14 protein-coding genes and 1 pseudogene are annotated in these 22,507 nt (G+C 74.5%); 9 read left to right on the top strand and 6 right to left on the bottom strand.

Annotation, left to right across the window (positions count from 1 at the left end):
* Positions 1-320: 320 nt before the first annotated feature.
* Positions 321-1,730: an FAD-binding oxidoreductase gene (locus KUM03_RS24985; protein ID WP_217251545.1), complete on the bottom strand. Its 1,410-nt coding sequence runs from the start codon at positions 1,728-1,730 to the stop codon at positions 321-323.
* A gap of 130 nt (positions 1,731-1,860) precedes the next feature.
* Between KUM03_RS24985 and KUM03_RS24980 the strand changes: the two genes are divergently transcribed.
* A complete protein-coding gene (locus tag KUM03_RS24980) occupies positions 1,861-2,742 on the top strand; it encodes an aminoglycoside phosphotransferase family protein (protein ID WP_217251544.1) in 882 nt (293 codons plus the stop codon).
* Between the two features lie 707 nt (positions 2,743-3,449).
* On the opposite strand, the gene KUM03_RS24975 is transcribed toward KUM03_RS24980, so the two are convergent.
* Positions 3,450-6,482 carry an AAA family ATPase gene (locus KUM03_RS24975; protein WP_217251543.1) on the bottom strand — a complete coding sequence of 1,011 codons (3,033 nt, stop codon included), beginning with the start codon at positions 6,480-6,482 and terminating at the stop codon, positions 3,450-3,452.
* A gap of 356 nt (positions 6,483-6,838) precedes the next feature.
* Here KUM03_RS24975 and KUM03_RS24970 point away from each other — a divergent pair, with 356 nt between their 5' ends.
* From KUM03_RS24970 to KUM03_RS24960, 3 genes are all read left to right on the top strand, one after another.
* Complete coding sequence (locus KUM03_RS24970; protein ID WP_217251542.1) at positions 6,839-7,522, top strand: LuxR C-terminal-related transcriptional regulator; 684 nt, start codon at positions 6,839-6,841, stop codon at positions 7,520-7,522.
* A 229-nt stretch (positions 7,523-7,751) separates the two neighbouring features.
* Entirely contained in the window at positions 7,752-8,441 is a 690-nt protein-coding gene (locus KUM03_RS24965) for a DUF4255 domain-containing protein (protein ID WP_217251541.1), read from the top strand.
* Positions 8,438-10,477 (top strand): ATP-binding protein, encoded by a 2,040-nt coding sequence (locus KUM03_RS24960; protein WP_217251540.1) that lies wholly within the window; start codon positions 8,438-8,440, stop codon positions 10,475-10,477. Before KUM03_RS24965 ends, KUM03_RS24960 begins: the two co-directional genes overlap by 4 nt.
* A gap of 35 nt (positions 10,478-10,512) precedes the next feature.
* On the opposite strand, the gene KUM03_RS24955 is transcribed toward KUM03_RS24960, so the two are convergent.
* The 4 genes from KUM03_RS24955 to KUM03_RS24940 all read right to left on the bottom strand — a co-directional run bounded on the left by KUM03_RS24955 (position 10,513) and on the right by KUM03_RS24940 (position 16,226).
* Positions 10,513-11,958: an RICIN domain-containing protein gene (locus tag KUM03_RS24955; RefSeq protein WP_217251539.1), complete on the bottom strand. Its 1,446-nt coding sequence runs from the start codon at positions 11,956-11,958 to the stop codon at positions 10,513-10,515.
* A gap of 73 nt (positions 11,959-12,031) precedes the next feature.
* A complete protein-coding gene (locus KUM03_RS24950) occupies positions 12,032-13,447 on the bottom strand; it encodes a hydrolase (RefSeq protein WP_217251538.1) in 1,416 nt (471 codons plus the stop codon).
* Positions 13,448-13,581: 134 nt separating this feature from the next.
* On the bottom strand, positions 13,582-14,250 hold the full coding sequence (locus tag KUM03_RS24945; protein ID WP_217251537.1) for a DUF4157 domain-containing protein: 669 nt from the start codon (positions 14,248-14,250) through the stop codon (positions 13,582-13,584).
* 149 nt (positions 14,251-14,399) lie between these two features.
* Positions 14,400-16,226 carry a hypothetical protein gene (locus KUM03_RS24940; protein ID WP_217251536.1) on the bottom strand — a complete coding sequence of 609 codons (1,827 nt, stop codon included), beginning with the start codon at positions 16,224-16,226 and terminating at the stop codon, positions 14,400-14,402.
* Positions 16,227-16,492: 266 nt separating this feature from the next.
* On the opposite strand from KUM03_RS24940, the gene KUM03_RS24935 reads away from it, so the two are divergent.
* The 5 genes and pseudogenes from KUM03_RS24935 to KUM03_RS24915 form a co-directional block, all read left to right on the top strand.
* The gene (locus KUM03_RS24935) at positions 16,493-18,106 is read left to right on the top strand and encodes a phage tail sheath subtilisin-like domain-containing protein (protein WP_217251535.1); all 1,614 of its coding nucleotides are present in this window, start codon (positions 16,493-16,495) and stop codon (positions 18,104-18,106) included.
* Between the two features lie 64 nt (positions 18,107-18,170).
* Positions 18,171-18,614, top strand: a complete 444-nt coding sequence (locus KUM03_RS24930) for a phage tail protein (RefSeq protein WP_073729680.1) — start codon at positions 18,171-18,173, stop codon at positions 18,612-18,614.
* The gene (locus KUM03_RS24925) at positions 18,614-19,111 is read left to right on the top strand and encodes a hypothetical protein (RefSeq protein WP_217251534.1); all 498 of its coding nucleotides are present in this window, start codon (positions 18,614-18,616) and stop codon (positions 19,109-19,111) included. The genes KUM03_RS24930 and KUM03_RS24925 overlap by 1 nt, the downstream gene beginning before the upstream one ends.
* Positions 19,108-19,266, top strand: coding sequence for a DUF6760 family protein (locus KUM03_RS24920; protein ID WP_198941426.1), 159 nt, complete (start codon positions 19,108-19,110; stop codon positions 19,264-19,266). Before KUM03_RS24925 ends, KUM03_RS24920 begins: the two co-directional genes overlap by 4 nt.
* Positions 19,267-21,678: 2,412 nt before the next feature.
* Positions 21,679-22,507: pseudogene (locus tag KUM03_RS24915) on the top strand (hypothetical protein); the annotation flags it as partial.

The raw sequence follows: 22,507 nt of genomic DNA, 5'->3' as shown, positions 1-22,507 counted from the left end.
GCACATCCCGTTGGGTATCAGTCAGCGACAACGGCGGAATCTTCGGACCCGGACGACTCATACCCAACCAACGACGAACCTCCGACTCAGGTCACTAGGGCGTGTCTGACAATTCCCGTCGTCGCCCGGAGGGCGGCCTCGCGGCGTCAGGTGCGTGCTCTCGGCGTGCCGGGCGTGGGGCCTCGTACTGGATGTACTTGGCTCTGCGCCCGGTGCGGCGAGAGTGCGTGCATGGCGTCGCGAGGCAGGCGGGAATTGTCAGGCACGCCCTGGGGGGACGTCGCAGGGGTCCCGTCATGCGCGGGGCCCTGCGGTGTGCGTCAGCTCCGGCCGGACACCCGGTCCGCGATCCGCGCCAGCCGGGAGGAACCGGCGCTGTGCGTGGCGCGTTCGCGGCGGTCGGCCTCGCGGTAGACGGCGTACATGCCCTGCACGCCGAGCCAGCGCAGCGGCTCCGGTTCCCAGCGGCGCACCCGGTGGTTCACCCAGGGCAGGTCGGTGAGGTCGGTGCGGCCGCCCTGGCCGGAGTCGCGCAGGACCAGGTCGCACAGGGTGCGGGCGGCGAGGTTGGCGGTGGCGACACCGGAGCCGACGTAGCCGCCCGCCCAGCCGAGGCCCGTCGAGCGGTCCAGGGTGACGGTGGCGCACCAGTCGCGGGGCACGCCGAGGACGCCCGACCAGGCGTGCTCGATCCGGAGCCCGGCGAGGGAGGGGAAGAAGCGGACCAGGATCTCGCGGAGCGCCTCGACGGTCGCCGCCTGGGTGGTGCCGTCGTTGTCGGTGCGGGAGCCGAAGCGGTACGGCACTCCGCGCCCGCCCAGCGCGATCCGGCCGTCGGCGGTGCGCTGGGCGTACATGTAGGCGTGCGCCATGTCGCCGAGGGTCTCCCGGCCCGCCCAGCCGACCGACTCCCACTGCTCGTCGGTCAGCGGCTCGGTGGCGATCATCGAGGAGTTCATGGGCAGCCAGGTGCGTTTCTGGCCCTTGAGGGAGGCGGTGAAGCCCTCGGTGCAGCGCAGGACGTGGGGTGCGCGGACGGTGCCGTAGGGGGTCGTGGCGTGCCGGGGGGTGATCTCCGTGACCGGCGTCGACTCGTGGATGGTGACACCGAGGCGTTCGACGGCCGCCGCGAGGCCCTTGACCAGCTTCACCGGGTGCAGGCGGGCGCCGTGCGGAGTCCAGGCCGAGCCGACGGCGCCGGCGACGCGGATCCGCTCGGCCGTCTCCCGAGCGCCGTACAGTTCCCGGTCCTTCTCGCCGTACGCCTGCTCGGCCTCGTGGAACGCCTTCAGCCGGGCCGCCTGCGCGGGTGTGCACGCCACTTCGAGCACGCCGCCCTTGTGGACGTCGGCGTCGATGCCCTCGGTCTCGGCGGCGCGGATCACCTCGTCGACGGTGTCGTTCATCGCCCGCTGGAGGCGCACCGCCGCCTCGTGGCCGTGCAGTTTCGCGTACCGGTCACGGCCCGCGATCCCGTTGTAGAGCCAGCCGCCGTTGCGGCCGGAGGCGCCGTAGCCGCAGAACTTCTGCTCCAGGACGGTGATCCGCAGGAAGGGCGCGGCCTTCTTGAGGTAGTAGGCCGTCCACAGGCCCGTGTATCCGCCGCCGACGATCACCACGTCGGCCGACGCGTCGCCGTCGAGCGGTTCCCGGACCGTCGCCGGGAGACCGTCGTCCGCGTACCAGTAGGAGATGCCGCCGTTCACGACGCCGCTGCTCGGGCTGCTCATGGCCAGGACGTTAGCCCTGGTGAGCGGCGGCTGTCTGCTTCGGATTCCGTTGAATTTCCCGGCGCGGGACGCTTCTTGCGGACCGATATCCGGGTGACCGCGGCGTCGGGCGCCGGTAGCGTCGGCCGACGTGATCGACGTTCCGGACGCGCTGGCGGCCTCGCAGGCGAAGTACAACGGGGAGGCGGGCCGCGCCTTCATCGACGCGCTGCCCGCGCTGGCAGCCGGTTTCCTGGACCGCTGGGAGCTGCGCCTCGACGGGCCCGCCATGCACGGCTGGGCGGCCCTCGTCCTGCCCGTGGTGCGCGGCGACGGCACTCCGGCCGCGCTCAAGCTCCAGATCCTCGACGCGGAGACCGAGGGCGAGCCCGTCGCCCTGCGCCGCTGGGACGGCGACGGGGCGGTGCGGCTGCTGGACCACGACCCGGCCACCGGCACCATGCTGCTGGAGCGGCTCGACCCGGCCCGCACGCTCAGTCACGTCGCGGACTCCCGCGAGGCCGCCCAGGTCATCGCCCGGCTGCTCGCCCACCTCACCGCCACCCCGGCACCGCCCGGCCTGCGCCGCCTCGGGGACATCGCGCGGGGCATGCTGGAGCGGACGCCCGGGACGCTGGAGCGCATCGCCGACCCGGCGGACCGGCGCCTGGTCGCCGACTGCGCGGCCGCCGTGCGGGAGGTCGTGGACGAGCCCGGCGACCGGCTGCTCCACTGGGACCTGCACTACGACAACGTCCTCGGCTCCGACCGCGCGCCGTGGCTCGCCATCGACCCCAAGCCGCTGGCCGGCGACCCCGCCTTCGACCTGCTGCCCGCCCTCGACAACCGTTACGACCCGGACGAGACCATGTGGCGCTTCGACGCCATGACCGACATCCTCGGCCTCGACCGGGAACGGGCCCGCGCCTGGAGCCTCGGCCGCGTCCTGCAGAACTGTCTGTGGAACGTCGAGGACGGCGACCCGCTGGAGCGGGAGCAGCTGGAGATCGGGCGGCTGCTGCGGACGCGGTGAGCCGCCGGCGATCGCCGGGGAGCCGCCGGACGTGATCGACAGCGGCCGACTGCGGCTCGGCGGCGGCGGGGTTCGTGCCGGTGACGGACCGCACGTCGAGGAAACCGCAGGCAGCCCCCGGGCGTGGCGATGCTGGGCTCGGCCCCGGTCAGGGCCAGACTCCGTCCCGGTCAGGGCCAGACTCCGCCCCGGTCAGCGCCGCCAGGCTCCATCCCGGTCAGCGCCGCCAGACTCCGCCCCGGTCGGCGCGGAGCCACGTCCCAGACAGGCCGGGCCCGGCCCAATCGACGCCGGGCTATGTCCCAGTCGATGGCGGGCTACGTCCCGGACCGCGCCGGACCCCGTCCCGAACGACGCCGAGCCCCCTCCCGGACAAGCCAGACCCCGCCCCGAACCACGCCGGACCCCCTCCCGGACAAGCGCCACACCCGAGCGAACGACGCCGAACCCCTCCCGGACAAACCAGGCCCCGCCCCAAACCACGCCGGACCCCCTCCCGGACAAGCGCCGCACCCGAGCGAACGACGCCGAACCCCTCCCGGACAAACCAAACCCGCCCCGAACCACACCGGGCCCCCTCCCGGACCCCACCCCCCGGCAGGGGCCCCGCGTCGGTACAGGCCTCGCAGGGCGGTGGTCGGCCGTCCGGTCGGGAGCGCGGGCGCGTCCGCGCAGGGTGATGCCCGCCCGGTGCGCCGGAGGAGGGTTCAGTCACGCATGACCGGGCGGGCGTCGTGGGGCCGGGCGGGGCTCAGGGCGGTGGGGAGTTCGGTGCGGCGGCGTATGCGGAGCTTGCGGTAGGTGCTGGTCAGGTGGGTTTCCACGGTGCGCCGGGCCAGGTGGAGCAGGTCGGCGATCTCGGTGTTGGTGCGGCCGGCGGCGGCCAGTTCGGCGATCCGGCGCTCGCTGCCGGTCAGCGCCCCGGAGCCGGTCCCGGCGGTCGCCGGGCTCCGGGCGCCGCTGTCGCGCAGGGCCTGCCCGGCCAGGGCGAGGAGCCGTACGGCACCCTTGCGTTCGGCCAGTTCCGCCGCCTCGCGCAGGCGGTCCCGGGCGCGGCCGCGTTCGCCTGCGGCGAGGAGCTGGCGGCCCTGGGCGAGCAGTGCCTCGATCAGCTCCGTGCCGGTGTCGACGGGCCCCTCCCGCAGGGTCCGTACGGCGTCCTCGGCCAGCTTCAGGCCGCGCCGTCCGCCGGTCGCGGTGCCCAGCACGCGCAGGGCGCGGCCCACCGTGCGCGGGGTGTTCCACACCCGGGCCAGCCGCAGTTCCTCCGTCGCCAGGGCCAGCGCCTCCTGGCCGCCGCCCAGCGCCAGCCGGCACTCCGCGACCGCCGTCCGCCACGGGGTGACGACGGGGCTGACCACGTCGCGGGCCGTCTGCCGCCGCCCGCACTCCAGGAAGTCGTGCACCGCTCCCACCACGTCACCGGCGGCGGCCCGCTGCACGCCCCGCGCGTACAGGAAGCGGTTCACCTCCCACCCCTCCGGTGCCCGGCGCAGGTCGAAGGCGTGCGCGAGCCGCCCGGCCTCCTCGGTGCGCCCGGTGTGGACGAGCGCCATCAGGGCGTGCGCGTCCCGGTTGGTGGGCCCGGTGCGGGACGCCGCCGTGTCGCCGCGTCGGTCGTCGGCGAGCAGGCGGGCGTGGTCGCCGCGGGCCGCGGCGATGTCGGCGCGGGTGTTGAGGAGCGCGTGCTGCATCGGGTGCAGCAGCGCGGGGTGCTGCCCGGCCAGCCCGCGCTCCACGAGCCGTTCCGCCTCGTCGAGTTCGTCCGCCCACTGGGCGACCGCGGCGGCCGTACCCAGCAAGAAGGGCTCCGCCAGCGGGTCGCTGGGCTGCGCGAGCAGGGCCCGTACGCGGGTCATCGCCTCCTCGGCCGAGATCAGCCCGGCGGTCGCCCCGTACCGCACCAGCAGCACCTGCCCGGCGGTGCCCAGCACCTCCGGCGTGTGCTCGCCGGTCTCGCACAGCGACCGGTACACCTCCTGACGGGTCGCCAGGTCCTCGTCGGACAGCAGCGCTCCGGCGGCCTGCACGGTGCGGGCGAGACCAGGGTGCCCGGACAGCCGGCCCTCGGTGCGGCGCAGAACGTCCATGGCCGTACGGATCTCACCGCGGGCCGCGAGGGCGGTGCCGAGGGCGACGGCCGTACGGACCCGGTTGCGGGGTTCGGCCGGCAGGTGCTGGGCCTCGGCGAGGCGCGCGATGGCGGCGGGGGCGTCGGCCGACGCGTACTCCAGGGAGCCCAGTTCGGTCAGCAGCCGCTGCCGCAGGTCGTCGGCGAGCGGCTCGTCCAGCGCCCGGCGCAGGTAGGCGACGGCGTCGGCGGGCCGGGCGTCGTGCACGGCGACGGTCACCGCGTCCCGCAGCACACGCAGTGCCCAGGGCGGTCCGGCGGCCGGCGTCCGCAGCAGGTGCCGGGCCACCGCCTCGACCCGGCCGCCCCGGCGCAGCGACGCCTCCGCCGCCGCCCGGTGCGCCGCCTCCCGGCGGGGCCTGGGCCAGCCGGTGAGCACGGCGTCGCGCAGGAGCGGGTGGGCGTAGCGGGGGCGGCCGGAGGCGTCCCGCCGCAGCAGCCCGAGCCGTGTCATGGCGGCGAGCCACCCGGCGACGCGGGCGGGGTCGGCCCCGGCCGCTTCGGCGAGCAGGTCGACCGGGTCACCGGCGTCCACCCCACCCCACAGACCACCCCGGCCACCGGCGTACGCCCCGGCACGCCGACCGGCCCGGCCATCGGCGTACGCCCCACCGGCGTACGCCTCGGCAAGCGGGCCGTGCGTGCCCCCCGTGTCCCGGCCGGCGTGCGGGTCGTTCGGACCACCGGCCGCCTCCACCTCGGCGCGCGGAGCACCGCGACCGCCCGCGCCCGCACCCACCTCGGCCAACAGCACCCCCACGTCGGTGTCCGGGTCCTGCGGCCACGCCTCCTCCAGTGCCGCCAGGCAGCGGGCCACGTCGGCCGTCGCGGTTCCGGCGCTGTTCAGCCACCAGGAGACGGCCGCCGGGTAGCTCCCGGGGTACAGCTCGGCGCAGGTGGCGGGCAGCGGCGGCACGCCGTCGGGAGCGGAGCCGGCCCCGCGCAGGTCGTCCAGCAGGGCGTGCAGCAGCAGCGGGCTGCCCGCGCCGGCCCGCACGCACTGGGCCGTCCAGCGCGGCCCGGCCCCCGGGAAGGCCGCCCGGACGATCCCGGCGGCCGCCGCGTCACCGAGCGGAGCGAGGGTGTGGGTGCGTACGAGGGAGGGCGACAGGGCCTGGGTCAGCCCGGCCGGCCGCGGGTCGATGTCGTACTGGCTGCGCTCGGTGGCCACCAGCAGTACCGGTAATCGGTCCAGCCGCCGGGCCGCCTCCAGCAGCCAGCGCCGCGAGGGGTCGTCGGCCAGGTGGACGTCGTCGACGGCCACCAGCAGCGGGCCCTCGTCCGCGTACGACCGCAGCAGCCGCCACAGCCGGGCCGCGCTGCCGCGGTCGTCACCGCCGGGCGCGAGGTCCGTGAACTCCGGCACCGGTCCGAGGAGTTGCAGGACCGTGGCGAAGGGCACCGCCGTGTCCTCGGGCGAGCAGCGTGCGTGCAGCACCCGCAGGCCGCGGTCCGCGGCGTGCCGTGCGGCGTGCTCCAGTACGGCGGTCCGGCCGGTACCCGTGGCGCCGCGCAACAGGACGAACCCGCCGGTGCCGGCCCGGGCGCGCTCGGCCTCCCCCGCCACCAGCGCCTGGGCGTCGTCGCGTTCACGGAGCGGTCCGGTCATCGGGTGCCTCCTGTGGTGGATGATGCTCCCCCGGTCTGTGAGACGTTCGAACGCGGACGGGGGTGGTGTGAAGTGGCCCACGCGCGGCGACGGATTCCGTGGGCCGGGCGGCGGCTGTGGCGAGGCTCACGGTGGCGCGCGCCCGCGGCCACGAGTCCGCGCACCCTTGCGCAGGTCCCCTCTGACCTGCACAGACATCCTCCCGAGACGCGATGACGACGACTGTCCCCGTGGTCTCGTGGTGCGCCTCGTGGTGCTCCACGATTGCGCGGTCCCAGCAGTCACAGAAGTGTGGAACACGCTCATCCGCTGTCGGCCAGTGCCGGACAGCGGGCACGTGAACAGGGGGGAAACGGTTGCTCAACTCACCCCGGACCACCGCCGCATCCACGCTCGGCACCGGCCGGACCACCGGTGTCACCGACCGGCGTGTCCCGGTGGCGGTGTCCGCTCCGGACCCGATCAGCCGCGAGGGCGCCGTCAGCCAGTTGCGCCGGCACCCGGAGATCGACCTGCGCGAGGAGTCCGGCCCCGGCACGGTGGCCCTGCTCATCGAGGACGCGCTGGACGAGGCGGCGCTCACCCGGCTGCGGCGGGTCGTGCGCAGCGAGGGCGCGCGCGCCGTGCTCGTGGTCGGCGCGATCCGCGAGAACGAACTGCTGGACGTCGTCGAGTGCGGCGTCGGCGCCATCGTGTGGCGCCACGAGGCCACCGCCCACCGGCTGGTGCAGGCCGTACTGGCCGCCGCACGCGGCGACGGTGACCTGCCCGCCGACCTCATCGGACGGCTCATCAGCCAGCTGGGCACCCTGCACCGGGGCGCGGCGGGCCGTCCCGGCGCCCCCTCGCTGGGCCTGGCTCCCCGCGAGGTGGACGTCCTGCGACTGGTGTCCGAGGGTCTCGACACCGGTGAGATCGCCGGCAAGCTGTCCTACTCCGAACGGACCGTCAAGAACGTCATGCACGGGCTCACCACGCGCCTTCACCTGCGCAATCGCGCGCACGCCGTGGCCTATGCCCTGCGGGAAGGCTACATCTGACCGAACGGGCAATCGAATGCGGCCCTCCGGGACCGTCCGGGCAGCCCGGCCTGCCCGGCCACCGTCCCCGGCGCGCCTGCGGACGGCATACCGGCCGGGGCACGATCGAGGACGGACGCACGGACGCACGGACGCACGGACGCACAGACGGACGGACGAATGGACGGCGGGCCGGGCGGAACGGCAGTACGGGCAGGGCGGGCAGTACGGGCAGGGCGGGAGCGCGAGAGTGATCCACGAGGTGGACGAGGTCCTCAAGAGCCTCCTCAGTGGCGGGGCGTTGGCGGGTTCGGGCATCGACGTGTCCTTCGAGGCACCCACCCGTGACTGGGCGGCCCGGCGCAACGCCCCCTCGGTCAACACCTACCTGTACGACATCCGGGAGGACGTGGCCCGGCGGCAGCGCGGTCAGATGGCGGTGCGCGACGAGGACGACATCGTGGTGCGGCGCCGCCAGCCGCCGCGCTGGTTCCGGCTGTCGTACCTGGTGACGGCCTGGACGAAGACCCCGCAGGACGAACACCGGCTGCTGTCCGCCGTACTCGCCACCCTGCTGCCCCGCGAGATCCTGACGCCCGCCGAACTCCCCGGCTCCCTGGCGAAGCTGGGCCTGTCGGTGCCGCTGACGGTGGCCGGCATCCAGACGGAGTCCCGTTCCCTCGCCGAGATCTGGTCCGCCCTGGGCGGCGAACTCAAGCCGTCCCTGGACCTGGTGGTGACCGCGCCCTTCCCCGCCTTCCCGGAGTACGACGCCGGGCCCCCGGTCACCGAGGGCGCGACGGTCCGGGTGCGCGACCTGGCCGACGACACGGCGGAGCCCGCCGGGCGCTCCCACCGCCCCCACCAGGTCGCGGCCGCCCGCGCCGCCCGCGCCGCGGCCCGGAGGAACCCGGCCGCCCGACCCGCGGACCCGCGGTGAACGCCCCGCACACCACCGCCTCCGACGCTCCGTACGAGGCCCCCGCCGATGCCCTGCTCGCACGGCTCGCCGTGCTGCGGGAGCGGGTGACCGCGCTGGTCGAGCGGCGGGCCGCCGCCGATCCCACCGCCGACGACCCGCTGCGGGGCCTCTACCTGTCCGAGGAGGCGGTACGCCACCTGCTGCGCACCTGGCAGCCCGCGGCCACCGACGCCGAAGACCCCGGTACGGATACCGGCACCGCCCGAGGCCCGCAGCCCGCCGACGGCGGAACCGCCGACCGGCTGGCGTCCCTGGCAGCCCGGACGGGGCTGACCGAGCTGGACGTCGCCGTGCTGCTCGTCGCCCTCGCACCCGACGTCGACCGCACCTTCGAACCGCTCTACGGCTACCTCAACGACGACGTGAGCCGCCGCCGGGCCACCGCCGGCCTCGCCCTCGACCTGTGCGCCGTACCCGCGCACGCGGCGGCGGCCCGCGCCCGCCTGCACGCCTCGGCGCCGTTGCGCGCCCTCGGCCTGCTGGAGGTCGAGGAACCGGAACGCCCGTTCCTGACCCGTTCGCTGAGCGTCCCCGACCGGCTGACCGGTCACCTCCTCGGCGACGACACCCCGGACGCCGCCCTGCTCGGCCGCCTGCACCCGATGCCTCAGCCGCTGCCCGCCGACCCCGCCGCCGAGGACTTCGCGCAGCGGCTCGCCGCCCGCCTCCTCGCCGGCCCGCACACCGTCCACCTGCGGGAACAGCGCGAGGGTGACGGCCTCGCCGCCATCGCCTCGGCCCTGCGCCTGGCCGGCCTCGACGCGCTGCACTGCCCGGACCCCGGGGACCACGTCCCCGAGCTGCTGCGCGAGGCCCGCCTCGGCGGCCGGGCGGTCGTCGTGCCGAGCCTGCCGGAACGGCCCGGTCCGCTGGTGCGGGCGCTGACCGCGGCGAGCGACGTGACCGTGCTGATGACGGACCCGCGCCCGTACGACCCGCACTGGTCGCCCGACGACCCCCTGATCCTGGAGGCCCCGGGCCGCCGGGCCGGCGGGACATCCGCCTGGCGGGCCGCGCTCGGCCCCGACGCCGACGCCTTCGACCTGGCCGCCACCGTCGCCCCATACCGCCTCGGCGGCGACCGCGTCCGGCGGGCAGCCGAGGCCGCCCGTGCCCTCGCCGCCTTCGACGGCGGCCCGGTCACCGCCGCCCACGTCCGGATCGCCGCCCGCCGCCAGTCGGCCTCCGGCCTGGAGAGCCACGCCCGGCGCATCCGGCCCGCCGTCGACTGGACGGATCTGGTCCTGCCCGACAAGCCCCTGATCCAGCTGCGCGAACTCGCCCTGCGCGCCCGCCACCGCGACCGGGTCCTCGGCGACTGGCGGCTCAGCGCGGGCGGCGGGCGCGGCAGGGGCGTCCTCGGCCTGTTCGCGGGCGAGTCCGGCACCGGCAAGACCCTGTCGGCGGAGGTGGTGGCGGCCGACCTGGGCCTCGACCTCTACGTCGTCCAGCTGTCGTCGATCGTCGACAAGTACGTCGGCGAGACCGAGAAGAACCTGGAGCGGATCTTCACGGAGGCCGACCGCACCGACGCCGTACTCCTCTTCGACGAGGCCGACGCGGTCTTCGGCAAGCGCTCCGAGGTCAAGGACGCGCACGACAAGTACGCCAACATGGAGAGCGCCTACCTGCTCCAGCGGCTGGAGTCCTTCGACGGCATCGCCCTGCTCACCACCAACCTGCGCGCCAACATCGACGAGGCGTTCACCCGGCGCCTGGACCTCGTGGTCGACTTCCCGTTCCCGGACGCGGGGCAACGGCTGGCCCTGTGGCGGCACGGCCTCACACACGTCCCGTCCGCCGACGGCATCGACCCGGCGCCGCTGGCCCGGGACTTCGAGCTGGCCGGCGGTTCGATCCGCAGCGCCGTGGTCACCGCCGCCTACCTCGCCGCCGGACGCGGGGACAGCGTGACGGCGGGCGACCTCCTGGAGGGCGCCCGCCGTGAGTACCGCAAGGCCGGGCGGCTGGTGCCCGGCGAGGGCGGCTGGTGACCGTCAGTCCTTCTTGACGTCAGTCCTTCTCCACGTCAGTCCTTCTCCACCGGGACGATCTCCCACTCCTGGTCGTCGGAGTTGGTGCAGTTGTAGATCGTCAGCCGGGCGAAGAGGCCGCCGCCGTTGGCGTTGCTCACGTCCAGGCACTTGTTCTCGCTGACGACATTGCGGATCCAGTACGCGCCGCTGGGCTGCTTGTCGATCCACCAGAGCTGGTTGTCGCCGAGCGTGCCGTCGCAGTGGAACTCGGAGACGGGCGTCGTGATGGGCCGGGAGCCGAACTCACCCAGGTCCATGCAGAGTTCGTCCTTGACGTTCCGGATCTGGAAGAGAGCCGCCCCGCCGGGGCCGCCCTTCTCGTCCTTCACCTCGATGTCCCAGATCTGGTTGTCCCCGCCGGTGTCGTCGCAGACGGCCTGCTGGACGGGGCCGTTGATCTCCCCCTTCCCACGACCGGGGAGTTCGGCGCACATGCCGGTGGTGGCGTTGCGCAGCAGGACGTTCTGGGCGGGCACCACCGGCTTCGGCTTCGGCTTCGCGGGCTTCTTGGACTCGCCGCCACCGCCTCCACCGCCGCCTCCACCGCCGTCGTTCTTCGGTTCCTCGGAGGCCGGCTGCTCGGGTGCGACCGGCTGCTCCGGGGGCGACTCGGCCGCGCTGGGCAGGGTCTCCGGCGATGCGCTGGGACTGGGCACCAGGGCGGCACCGGCCTGCTCCACCTGCTCGCTGGCACTGCTACGGACCTGCGGCTTGTACGCGATCCAGATCATCACGAACGCGATCGACAACGCCAACGCGAACCCGAAGAACGTCGCCAGCCAACGCGGCAGAAACCCCCGCTGAACGTACGTCCCCTCGACCTCCGTCGGATCAACCCCCGACCGCCGCACCGCCAACGTGAACGGCCGCTCCTCCTTCGCCCCGAACCAGATCACCTGCCGCGGCTTCAACGTCGTCTCCACGAACGCCGCACGCCCCGGCTCGATCTGCACATTCCCCGGACGAATCTCGTACGACAGATGATCCCCGGTATCACTCCCGGAAACCGACGCCGTCACCTTCGTATTACCGAGATTGTCCACCGCCAGCCGCGGCCGCCCCCGAAACCGGCCCTTCACCGTCGGCGGCACCAACTCCGCCCGCACCTCCGTGAAAGGCGTGACCGTCAGATTCCCCTCCGGAACCGTCACCGCCTCCGGATGCTCCGTCGGCGTGATCCGCACCGCATACGGATTCGGACCCGCCGTCGCATCAGACGTACGCGGCGGCGAAAAGGTCAGCTCGACGGTACCGGTGGTACCCGGGTAGAGCCTGAGCGTCTGTGGCTCGACTGTTGTCCAGGGCGCCACGTCCCCGACGGGCTCGAACCGGTACTCGTCCACCACATCGCCGGTGTTGCGCACCCGCAGCCGCACACGCGTACTGCTGCCGGGATCAACGGTGACGGACGCGGGCTCCAGGGAAGTCCAAAGGCTCACGCCTCGACGCTACGGCGGGACCAGCGCCTCGTCAGGAGCCGCCGGGGCAGACCGGGTTGCCCCGGCGTACCCGTCACACGGTGAAGCGGACGGACTCCAGCTGGAGCTTCTGGTCCATCGGGCTGCCGAAGTACAGCCACTTGCCGGGGTCGGTGCAGCCCAGGCCCAGCCAGCCCCGGTCCTTCACGTACGAGTTCTGGCAGACGACGCCGTCCGTGACCGCGAGGGTGTAGCCCTGGAGCGGGGAGATCGCCTCCTTGGTGCTGCCGAGGTACATGTCGACGCCGTCGGCGGCGCTCGACCAGTCGTCGCCGGTCAGCCAGCCCTCGACGACGTGGGCGCCGTTGCCGCTGGTGCCCTTTGTGCCGGACACGGCGATGTTGAGGGCCTTGATGGGCAGGCCCTTGCCGGTGGTGCCGGCCTCGGCGCCGTCGCAGACCGGCGCCTGCCAGCCCCGGTCCGCCACGTAGGCGCGGTAGCAGATGTGCCGGCCCTCGCTGCGCGCGGCGACCTCCTGGACCGCGGTGGCGGCGGTCCGCTCCGGTGCCTTCTCCTTCTTGGACGGCTTGGGCTTCTCCGCTTCACCGCCACCGCCGCCGCCACCGTCCTTCTCGGGGCTCTCGCTCTGTGCCGGGGGCGGTGACTCGGCCCGAGCCGACTCGGCCGCGCTGGGCAGGGTCTGCGGCGATGCGCTGGGACTGGGCACCAGGGCGGCACCGGCCTGCTCCACCTGCTCGCTGGCACTACTGCGGACCTGCGGCTTGTACGCGATCCAGATCATCACGAACGCGATCGACAACGCCAACGCGAACCCGAAGAACGTCGCCAGCCAACGCGGCAGAAACCCCCGCTGAACGTACGTCCCCTCGACCTCCGTCGGATCAACCCCCGACCGCCGCACCGCCAACGTGAACGGCCGCTCCTCCTTCGCCCCGAACCAGATCACCTGCCGCGGCTTCAACGTCGTCTCCACGAACGCCGCACGCCCCGGCTCGATCTGCACATTCCCCGGACGAATCTCGTACGACAGATGATCCCCGGTATCACTCCCGGAAACCGACGCCGTCACCTTCGTATTACCGAGATTGTCCACCGCCAGCCGCGGCCGCCCCCGAAACCGGCCCTTCACCGTCGGCGGCACCAACTCCGCCCGCACCTCCGTGAAAGGCGTGACCGTCAGATTCCCCTCCGGAACCGTCACCGCCTCCGGATGCTCCGTCGGCGTGATCCGCACCGCATACGGATTCGGACCCGCCGTCGCATCAGACGTACGCGGCGGCGCGAACGTCAGCTCCACCGTCCCCGTCGTACCGGGATACAACCGCAGCGTCTGCGGCTCGACGGTCGTCCAGGGCGCCACGTCCCCGACGGGCTCGAACCGGTACTCGTCCACCACATCACCGGTATTGCGCACCCGCAGCCGCACACGCGTACTGCTGCCGGGATCAACGGTGACGGACGCGGGCTCCAGCGAAGTCCAAAGGCTCACGCGGCGAGGCTACGAGCGCTTCGGGGTGCCGTCAGGTGCCGTGGGGGCAGACTCGCTGCCCGAAGAGGCGGTGGCGCCCGCCGTCTCCGACCGTCGGCTCTCCGGGCTCGAGCACGAACTTGAGCCGGACGGATCTACATGTTCTGGAGATCCGGGTCGTCCACGACCCGCTGCGCCACCACGGACGGAGCGGTCGCGGCCCCCGCCGCGAAGGCGGCGCCGTCCGCCTCGGCCGCCCGTTCGGAGTCCTGGCCCGGGTCGGTCACGGTGACTCCGGCGCCGTTGCTGTTGCCGGTCTCGCGGTGGCCTCTGAGGTTCTTGTCGACGTGGCCCAGCTCGTGGCCGATGAGGTCCTTGCGGCCGGTGGCCTGTGGTCCGAGGAACACGTGGGTGCCGACCGTCATGGCCTGCGCGCCCAGCGCCACGGTCGCGCGCTGGGCCGTGGGGTTGTCGTGGATGCGGGCGGCGGAGAGGTCGTTGCGGTAGAAGGCGGTCGCCTCGGAGAGCAGCGACCCTCCGAGCGGGCGGCTCGGAGAGGCGATGGCCTCGTCCAGGAGCTGCCGCTGGCCCGCCGGACCGCCGTCCTCGATCCCGCCGTGGCCGCAGCCGGCACCGTGCACGTGCTGGTCCTGGTCGACGAGGCGCGAGACGGCCCGGTTGCCGACGGAGCGCTGGAGCGCCAGGGCCGTCTGGGGGGTCACCGGTCCGCCTGTCGTGCCGACGGGCGCGGTCACCGCCCGGCGCGGGGCCCGACCGTCCCTCGCGGCCTTGTCGCCGACGGCTTCCTCGTGAGCGCGCACCATGCTCCCCTTCACACTGACCGGGCGGTCCCCACCAGCCTTACCTCCCGCCCCCGCCCGCCGGCAGGTCCGGGAGGGCAGCGAAGAGGGCAGTGGTGCTTCCGGCCGTCAGCGGGGGCGGGGGTCACGCCGGCCGGTGACGCGGGTGGTCCTCAGACCGAGGAGAGCTGGTTGAAGATCTCCTTCTCCCAAGCGTTCTGCTCTCCGGGGTCGTTGAGCGAGGCTTCCCACTCCTCCTCGGTACGGCTGTGCTGGGACGGGCCGGCCTTGAGCACCTTGAGCAGCGCACGCGCCGAGGCGCGGATGTCGTCGGGAACGCTCTTGCCCACGTGAACGCCCGGCCCGGCCGCGAGCGCGTACAGCTTCTGCGCCATGTACCGGCGCTCGCCCTGCTGGACGGACTTCGTCACCTTGAAGAACTCCAGCACCGCGTCGCCCCGTCCGACGCCGGCCGCCGGTGCCCCGGGCTCCGCCGCCCCGGTCTCCCCGGCCTCCTCCTGGGCCCGGGTGGGGCGGGCGAACCTTTCCGGGTGCCGCGCCTCGACGTACCGGTTGCTGCCCGCCCTGACACCCTTGTAGACGGCGTTGCCGAGCAGCAGGGCCGCCGCCGTCCCCGCCACGGCGGGTGCCGCCGGGCCGCTGACCGCCCCGGCCACGGCCGCGACGGCCAGCCCGCCGCCGGCGGCACGCACCGTGTTCCCGCCCAGGTTGGTGACGCGCTTGCCCAGCTTGGTGTGCTGCTTGTGCCGCGCGTACCTGCCCACGTCGGCGAGGTCGGCCCGCAGGTGCTGGGTGAGGACGGCGACCTCCTGCCCGAAGCGCGCGACCTCGGCGTCCCGCGCGGCGGCGAGACCGTACAGCCGGCGTGGCGGCAGGGCCCTGACCCGCTCCAGCCGCTCCTGCGCCCGCCCCAACCGGTCGAGTACGTCCTGGAGTCGCGCCGCCTCCACGGGCGCCCCGCCGGGGAGCGCCTCGACCACTTCCTTGAGGGCGCGGTTCTTGTGGTAGGTCCGCCAGACCGCGGCGGCCTCCCGGACGGCTATCAGCGTGGAGTAGAAGACGCCGGCCCCGCCGGTCGTGATCCCGAGGGCGGGCACCCCGCCCAGGTTCCCGGCGTTGCGCACCGCGGCGTTGGCCATGCCGCTGACGTCACCGACGACCATGCCGGAGTTCTGGGCCGCGCCGAGTGGCTTCCCCTTCCAGTCCTTCCTGGGCTTGTGGGAGTCCGGTCCCGTCCCCTCGCGGCCCTCGTACCCGGCCTTCAGGGCACGCAGGTCGTTGAACAGCCCCAGGGAGTCGGTCACGACGTTGATCCCGGTGCCGACCTGTCCCTGGATCGCACTGGCCTCGACCAGGCCGGCGTTCGACGTGCCCAGCCCGTGGCTGCGCACGCCGCCCTCCGTCGGGGCGTTGACCCGGGTGGCCACCGTGTCGGGCGGGTCGATGGCCTTCTTGGCCCGGTCGGCCTTGGAGGTACCGAAGAGCCGGCCGACCTTCGCGTTGATGTCCCTGAGCTTCTCCCCGGCGCCGGACAGACCCCGCAACGCCCTGCGCCCCGGCTCCTCCCCGGCGTCCGCCTCTGCCGGCCGGCGCCGCCGCTCCGCCGCCCCGGCGGCCAGTTCCGCCCGCCGACGCCGCTCAGCCGACGGGGTCTCTCCGTCCCGACGACCGTGTTCCGCCGCGGCCTCCGCGGCGGTCCCTTCGTCCCGCGGCCCCTGCTCCTCCCCCGCGGCCGTCGCTTCTCGCTGCCGCCGTTCCGCCGCCGCGGCCGCCAGCTCCGCCCGCCGGCGCCGCTCAGCCGCCGCGGTCTCCTCCCGGGCGGGGGCGTCGGCCGCGCGTTGCAGCAACGCGGTGACGGCCCTGTTCCCGGCGCCGGCCTGCAAGGAGGCCAGGGGGCGGCGCGGCTGTCGGGCTCCGTGCCGGGCGGCGGCGGCAGCGTCGGTGCGTGGTGCCTGCTGCGCGTGCGAGCGGTCCAGCACGGACAACTCCCTTCGGGGATCTCGTCACTGCGGCCGGAACGGCCCGACAGCCACCGGGCGACGTCCTGGTGAACCGATGTCCAACAACACACGATGGTGAGGCACCGGGGGCGGCCGTCCACCGGAGAAGGCGGGGAGTCTGCCCCAACGGGCACGGCGAGGGGCAACGGGAGTGCCCCCGCTCCGGCTCCGAAGGCCGTTCCGGCGAGGGAACGCGCGCGCGAGGGTGAGGGGCGTCCTGTCTCGTACCCCGAGGAGAGCAGAGCATGCCGTCCTACCTGTCGCCCGGCGTCTACGTCGAGGAGGTGGCCAGCGGCTCGCGCCCGATCGAGGGGGTGGGCACCTCGGTCGCGGCCTTCGTCGGGCTCGCGCCGACCGGCCCGCTGAACGAGCCCACGCTGGTCACCAACTGGACCCAGTACGTCGCGGCGTTCGGTGACTTCACCGACGGGTACTACCTCGCGCACTCCGTCTACGGGTTCTTCAACAACGGCGGCAGCGCCGCGTACGTCGTCCGCGTCGGCGGCTCCGCCCAGGACGCCGTCGGCGACGGCTCGGGCACGACCGCCGCCCCCGCCGCGGTCACGGGCGCCGCCGCGCCCGCCGCGCTTCCCGCCGCCGAGCCCAGGCAGCTCGGCACGTTCGCCGTGACGGCCACCGCCGCCGGCCAGAACGGCCCGCTGTCCGTCGAGGTCGCCGACCCCGAGGGCGAGGGCCCCGCCGAGCGCTTCAAGCTGATCGTCAAGGACGGCGACAAGCCCGTCGAGACCTTCGACGTGAGCGCCAAGAAGGGCAACCGCGCCTACGTCGTCACCCAGGTCAAGGAGCGCTCCAAGCTCATCACCGTGACGGAGGCCGCGCCGTCCGCGCAGCTGGCCCGCCCGGACAACCAGACCCTGACGCTGCCCGCGCCGCCCGCCGCCCCGGTGGAGAAGGCCGCCCCGGCGAGCCAGGGCGGCGAGGTCTCGCACCCCGGCCCGGCGCACTACCTCGGGGACTCCGCCGACCGCACCGGCTTCGGCGGCCTGGAGGCCGTCGACGAGATCTCCATGGTCGCCGTGCCCGACCTGATGGCCGCCTACCAGCGCGGCGCGATCGACCTGGAGGCCGTCAAGGCCGTCCAGCTCGGCCTGATCGCCCACTGCGAGCTGATGGGCGACCGCGTCGCCGTCATCGACCCGCCGCCCGGCCTGAACGCCCGCCAGATACGCGTCTGGCGCCAGGAGACGGCCGGCTACGACTCCAAGTACGCGGCCCTGTACTACCCCTGGATCAAGACCTTCGACCCGGCGTCGGGCCAGTCCCGCCTGGTCCCGCCGAGCGGTCACGTCGCCGGCATCTGGGCCCGCAACGACTCCGAGCGCGGCGTGCACAAGGCCCCCGCCAACGAGGTCGTCCGCGGCGCCGTCGACCTCGAACTCCAGATCACCCGCGGCGAGCAGGACCTCCTCAACCCGATCGGCGTGAACTGCATCCGCGCCTTCCCGGGCCGCGGCATCCGCGTCTGGGGCGCCCGCACCCTGTCCTCCGACCCGGCGTGGCGCTACCTGAACATCCGCCGGTACTTCAACTACCTGGAGGAGTCGATCCTGATCGGCACCCAGTGGGTGGTCTTCGAACCGAACGACCACAACCTCTGGGCCCGCATCCGCCGCAACATCTCCGCGTTCCTGGTCAACGAGTGGCGCAACGGCGCCCTGTTCGGCCAGAGCCCCGAGCAGGCGTACTACGTCAAGTGCGACGAGGAGACCAACCCGCCCGAGTCGGTCGACCTCGGCCGGGTCATCTGCGAGATCGGCATCGCGCCGGTCAAGCCCGCCGAGTTCGTGATCTTCCGGCTGGCCCAGTTCTCCAGCGGCAGCGGGGAGCTGGAGGAGTAGGCGCCAGGCCGCCCGCCTCCTCTCCGCACACCCCCTCCCCCCTCCCTAGAAGGACAGCGAATACATGAGTCTCCAGCCGGGTGACGCCCTCACTTCACACAACTTCGGCCTCCAGATCGACGGTGTGATGGTCGAGTACCTCGCCGAGGTCAGCGGCCTCACCCTCGAACAGGACGTCATCACCTACCAGCAGAACAGCTCGATGGGCCGGGCCGAGGTGGCGCTGCTGCCGGGCGTGCAGAAGAACGGCCAGTGCACCGTCGTGCGCGGCATGACCCAGTCGGCGTCGTTCACCCAGTGGATCAACGACTCGATCCGCGGCCAGATGAGCACGGCCCGCAAGAACGCGTCCATCATCATGATGGACTTCCAGGACAACCCGGTGAAGCGGTACAACCTGCGCAACGCCTGGTGCAGCAAGATCGACACGAGCACGGTGAAGGCGGGCGAGGCGGCGGCCCTGACCGAGACCGTCACCATCGTGTTCGAAGAACTGGTCATCGAGTAATGCGGCGTACGGCTGCCAAGGCACCCGCCGCTCCACCCCAGACCGCGGCGGCGGGAGCGGACTTCCCCCGTTCTGCTTCCGCCGCCGCTCCGACGGAGGCGCCGGCCGACCCGGCGCCCCGCCGGGAACTGGTCACCGAGTTCCCCTTCGAGCTGCCGCGCGGCTACGTCGACGAGTCGGGCACGCTGCACCGGGAGGGTGTGATGCGCCTGTCGACGGCCCGGGACGAACTGGTCCCGCTGCGCGACGTGCGCGTGCAGGAGAACCCGGCGTACCTGTCGGTGGTGCTGCTGGGCCGGGTCATCACCCGGCTCGGCACGCTGACGATGGTGCATGACGGGATCGTGGAGAACATGTTCGCCTCCGACCTGGCGTTCCTCCAGGACTTCTACCGCCAGATCAACGCGGAGGGGCACACCCGCGCGGCCGTGCAGTGCCCGCACTGCACGGAACCCTTCGAGGTGGAACTCGGCGGGAGCCGCCTGGGGGAATCGTGACGTACGCGACCGACCGGCTGCACGAGGAGATCGCGTACGTCGCCTACCACTTCCACTGGGGCCTGGACGCGATCCTGGACCTGGAGCACCGGGACCGGCGCCGGTACACGGAGCAGATCGCGTCCCTCGTGACGCGCGGCGCGGCGGAGGGCTGATCGGTGGGATTCCTGGACCGGCTGCGGGGACGCGAGGGCGCTGCCCGCGCGGGTGACGGCGGGCCGGGCTCCGCGGGGAGCCCGGCAGAGGAGGCGAGTACGGCAGGTACGGCTGGTACGGCGGGACCGCCGGACGTGTCGGGTGCTGCCGCGCCGCCCGTGGCCGTCGCGGCGTGGACGTCCCTGCCGCCGATCCAGCGGGCGGCGGACGGCGGACGGACCGGCGTCGCGGACTCCGGGTTCGGCGGGCGGCTGCCGACCTGGCAGAACCCGTCGTTCAGCGGTGCGCCGTCCCCGGCGGTCCTGGACCCGGCGGCCGGCCACGGCCTGCTCTCGGGAGCGTTCGCCGAGCCGGCACCCGAACGCCCCTCGCGGCGCCTGCCGTCGGCGTCCCCGGGCGGTGAACCGACGGCGCAGCGAATGCCGGTCGCGCCGCTGCGACGGACAACGCCGGGTGCGGGACCGGTCCCAGGGTCGGCCACGTCTGCGTCGTCGGCTTCGGCTTCGGCTTCGGCCACGACCACGGCTCCCGTGGGGCGTACGCGGTCCCCGTCGTCCCCGGCCCCGCTCCCGCCGGTCCAACGGTCGCGCTCCGCGGGGCCGGCGTCCCCCGCGGCTCCCGCCCACGGCCTCCGTGCGACACCCGTGCCGCCCACCGCGTCCCGGGCGCGGGACTCCCTCACCAAGGCGCCGTCCGTTCCGGCGGCCGTGCAGCGCCGGGCCCTGCCCGCGAGCCGCCGGACGGCCGACGCCGTGCCCGGCTCCCCGGGTCCGGCGCCGTCGTCGGCGGACGGCGACCGAGGAGATCCCGGCGCCGCCCCGGCTGCCCGTTCCATGCCGGGGACGGGCCCCTCCGACGTCCGCCCGGCCGCATCGGCCGGTGCGCCCGTCCAGCGCGCGGCGCACGCACCCCGCCCTTCGCCCGCAAGGCCGACGGACTCCGCCACACCTGGGGCGACGGCCGCTTCCCCGGGCGGATCGACGGGCGGCGCCCCGGCGCCGGGCGCCGCGCCCCGGCCCGGTACCGGTTCGGGCTCGGGCTCCGGTTCCGGTTTCGGTTCCGGTTTCGGCTCGGGCTCCGGCTCGGGCTCTCGCTCTGGTTCCGGCTCGGGCTCCGGTTCCGGCTCGGGCTCGGGCTCCGGCTCGGGCTCGGGCTCCGGTTCGGGCTCCGGCTCCGGTTCGGGCTCGGGCTCGGGCTCCGGCTCCCGCTCTGGTTCCGGCACCGGGTTCCGCTCTGGTTCCGGCACCGGGTCCGGCGGCCGGCACAGCGCCCCGGCATCCGGGACGCCGGTCCAGCGTGCTGTGAACCGACGGGAGGTGACGCCCGACTCCAGCGGCACCCCGGCCTCGCGCACCAACGCGCCCGGCGACCGGGCGGCGCGCACTCCCGTCGCCGGTACGCAGGTACAGCGAGCGACGCCCGGCTCCGGCACGGGCGTGTCCGACGCCCGGAGCACGACCGCACCAGTCACCGGTACGCCGACACAGCCCGCGCCCCGCAACTCCCGCACCACCGCACCCGACAACCCCAACCCGACCGCACCAAGCCCCGGCACGCCGGTACAGCGAACGACCCCCGGCTCCCGCACGAGCACCACCGGTGACCGCAACCCGACCACACCAAGCCCCGGCACGCCGACACAGCGAGCGACGACCGACTCCAGCACAGGTGCACCCGACACCCGCAGCACGACCCCACCAGCCACCGGTACGCCGACACAGCCCGCGCCCCGCAACTCCCGCACCACCGCACCCGGTGACCGCAACCCGACCACACCAAGCCCCGGCACGCCGGTACAGCGAACGACCCCCGGCTCCCGCACGAGCACCACCGGTGACCGCAACCCGACCACACCAAGCCCCAGTACGCCGACACCCGACGCCCCGGCGCAGCCGCCGGCACCCGGCCACGGCACCGCACCGGTCGGCCCGGACGGCACCACGACCGGCCTCCCCGTCCAGCGGTCCGCGCCCGCCACCCCCGCACCGGCGGTCTCCGCCCCACGCACGCCCGCAGGGACGCCCCCCGCAGGCAACCGGTCCACGCCCACCCCCGGCGGCACATCACCCACCCCGCCGGCCCAGCGTCCCGCGCCCCCGCAGGACTCCGCACCGACGGTCACCACCCGCGCCGCCCAGGCCGCCCCCGACACCCCGACACCCGCCACGCCGGTCCAGCGGACCCCCGCCTCCGCCCCCGGCGCGAGCCCAGACCTCGGCGGCAGTACGACCACCGGCAGCCCGGCCGCACGAGAAACGCACCCGCGCACCCGCCCCTCCGGAACCACGAGCCGGGCAACGTCCGCTCCGGACGGCGCCCCGGCGACGAGCACCCCGGTACAGCGGTCCACGCCCCGCACCGACCGCCCGACCGCGGCACCCGGCACCCCCCTCCCTCCGGTCCAGCGTGCCGTGTCCCACGGGATCCCGGCACCGGCCCCGTCCTCGCCCGCCGGCAAGGGACATCGCCCCGCCACCACCACGCCCACCCCACCGCGCACCGTCCACGGCACGACCGAGCCGCAGCCGTCCTCAGCCCCTCCCCCGACGGACCGCCCCCTCGACGCGGCCGGCACCACGCCCGCCGTCCAGCAGCGTACGTCGGCACTCGGACGCCCGGCCGCACCGCGCCCCTCGACTCCCGACCAGGCCCCTGACACCCGGCACACGGCGACGCCCCGCACCACGGCACCGCGCCCGCCCAACGGCCCAGACGCCGCACCCGCGGTGCAGCGCTCCACGGACCGCTCTCCCACCCCCGGCGCCACACCGGCTCCCGTCGCCCGCCCGGTGACCGGAACGGCCGCCACCGGCCACTCCGCCGACGCCAACGCCGTACGCCCGCCCCGCCCCGGACCCAACGCCCCCGGCGCCATGCCCCCGGTCCAGCGCGGCACCACGGCACCACGCGCGGGCCTCGGCGCCCCCACCTCCAAGCCCGCCGACGTACGCCCGGCCCCGAGCCCCGAGCCCGTCGAGCCCGCGCGTCCGGCCGTCGCCCCGGCGCCCCTCCCCGCCGACCGCCGACGCTCCCCTCTCGGCGCTCCCCTCACCACCGCACCGGCCGACAGCAGGCCACTCGCCGCCCCGGCCCAACCCACCGCGAGGCCGGTCCAGCGCGCCACCACCACGGCCACCCCCACACCCCCGGCAACGACCCCCCGAGCACCCGGCACCCCCACACCCCCGCCGATCCAGCGCACCACCACCGCGACCATCCCCACACCCACACCCCCGGAAC

The organism is Streptomyces sp. AC602_WCS936 (genome assembly GCF_019049125.1).
Classification (GTDB): domain Bacteria; phylum Actinomycetota; class Actinomycetes; order Streptomycetales; family Streptomycetaceae; genus Streptomyces.
This window is presented reverse-complemented; position numbering and strand designations above follow the sequence as displayed.